General features: G+C 67.0%; 3 protein-coding genes. 1 reads left to right on the forward strand and 2 read right to left on the reverse strand.

The window, feature by feature from the left end; all coding sequences use genetic code 11:
- Positions 1 to 176: 176 nt before the first annotated feature.
- Positions 177 to 743, forward strand: coding sequence for a hypothetical protein (locus AB1609_15570; GenBank protein MEW6047871.1), 567 nt, complete (start codon positions 177 to 179; stop codon positions 741 to 743).
- Positions 744 to 781: 38 nt separating this feature from the next.
- On the opposite strand, the gene istB is transcribed toward AB1609_15570, so the two are convergent.
- Together istB and AB1609_15580 are read right to left on the reverse strand one after the other, a co-directional pair.
- A complete protein-coding gene (istB, locus tag AB1609_15575; GenBank protein ID MEW6047872.1) occupies positions 782 to 1,612 on the reverse strand; it encodes an IS21-like element helper ATPase IstB in 831 nt (276 codons plus the stop codon).
- On the reverse strand, positions 1,609 to 2,049 hold a 441-nt coding region (locus AB1609_15580), incomplete at its 5' end, for an IS21 family transposase (protein ID MEW6047873.1). The genes istB and AB1609_15580, both read right to left, overlap by 4 nt.

Here is a 2,049-nt window from a genome sequence, read left to right on the forward strand (position 1 = left end):
GTAAAATCCCCATAAGTGGCCACGAAAAAGCCGCACGAATGGCCACGAAAAACCCGCAGGTCCGGTCAGGTAGGTGAAAATGCCCGCCCCTTCGTATCGGCTCCGCTGGGAGACGCACCCAATCGGATCCGGCGAAGGAGCGAGCAAACCTGATCGGACAGGAGCTGGTGATCGCTTTGCGGCACTTGCGCGACGAAGGGCTCAAGAAGGTTCAGGTCGCCGACCGCCTCGGGATCGACCGCGGCAGCGTGGCCAAGTACTGGGACGGCCCCGCCTGTCCCGTCGAGCCTCCCCGCTACCGCCAGCGGGCCCGCAAGATCGACCGCTACGCCGAGTATATCACGGCCCGGCTGGCCCGGTGGCCGGAGCTGACGGCGGAACGGCTCTACCAGGAGATCCGCCAGCAGGGCTATACGGGTTCCCGCTGTACGGTGCGCCGGTTCGTGGCTCGGATCCGGCCGCACCCGGTCCGGGAGTACAAGCCCATCGAGACCCTTCCCGGCGAGCAGGCCCAGGTGGACTGGGGACACTTTGGAACCCTCGTCGTCGAGGGGGCTCGGGTGCGGCTGTACGCCTTCATCCTGACGCTGTCGTGGTCGCGGGTGATCTACGTCGAGTTCATCCCGTCGCTGGCCATGGCCACGCTGGCGGGGTGTTTGCACCGGGCCTTGACGTACATCGGCGGGGTGCCTCGCACCCTGCTCTTCGATTATGTTCCGGGCAACATGCGCGTGCCAGCCTAAAAGTTGACCAGGGTGATGATCGAAAAGTTGACCACCTGTCAGTTCGGGGATCCCGGATCGATCTCCTCCTGACCCCCGTCCCCCGTAGGGGGACGGGCCGCCGCCACCTCCAGGGCCTCCTGGCGCCGGCAACTCTCTCGAAACCGATAGGATTCTCCCTCGAACAGCAACACGTGGGACCGGTGCGTCAACCGATCCAGCAGCGCGGCCGCCAGCGTCGCATCGCCGAACACCTCCCCCCACCGGCTGAACTCCAGGTTGGTCGTCACGATCAGGCCGCCGCGCTCATAGCGGTCCGAGCAGAACTGGAACAGCAGCGGGCCGCCGGGTCCCAGCCCCAGGTAACCGAGCTCGTCGAGGATGACCAGGTCGACCTTCTGCCAGGCCTTCAGGGAGGCGGGAAGCCGAAACTCCTTGTCCGCCGCCAAGAGCTCTTGCACCAGCTCCACCACCCGGATGAACCGTACCCGGAAGCCGGCCTCGATGGCGGCCAACCCCAGCGCAATGGCGCAGTGCGTCTTGCCCGTGCCCGTCTGGCCCACCATCAGGACCACCTCCCGCTGGCGGATGAACCGGCCGTCGGCCAGCGCCAGCACCCGGGCCTTGGGGAGCTTGGGGATGACGGTGAAGTCGAAATCGGCCAGCGTCTTGACCCAGGGAAAGCGGGCCTGCTTGAGGCGCAGCTGCAAATTCCGCTGGGCCCGCTGGTCGAGTTCGTGGGGCAGGCAGGTCTCCAGAAAGCGTACCGGGTCGTCCCCCTGGGCCAGCGCCTGGCGGGCCGCCTCCCGGTAGATCTGTCGCACGCCCGGTAGCTTCAGCTTCTGGCAGTACAAATCGACCAAGCCTTCGGTCGCTTCGGGTGTCCTCATGAAGCCCTCATCCCTTCCAGCAGGGCGTTGTAGCGCGCCAGGTCAGCCGCTGCGAGCTGCACGTCACGAAAGGCAGGGGGAACCGGCACCGGCCCGGGCGCTGCGGGCGCCGTCTGGTTGAGGAGCAACTGGCGGACCGTGGCCGGCTCGAGCATGTCCATGGCCATGGCTTGCTCCACGGCCTGCCTCACTTGGTCGGCCGGGAACTCCCGGTGCAGCAACAACAGGGCACAGAAATCCCGATACCCATCGGGTCGGGCCGAACAGAGCCGTTGCCGGACCCGCTCATAGACCTCGGGCAACTGGCGCACCACGCGGGCGTTCAGCACGGCCCGGGGCTTGCGGGCCAGGGCGTCCAGGTAGTGATCCAGCACCAGGAGGGTCTCCCCGCGGCCGTACGAGCGGGGATGCATGGCGACCAGCCGCTCTCGGCTCCA

The sequence above is a fragment of the Bacillota bacterium genome (assembly GCA_040754675.1).
Lineage (GTDB): Bacteria > Bacillota > Limnochordia > Limnochordales > Geochordaceae > Geochorda.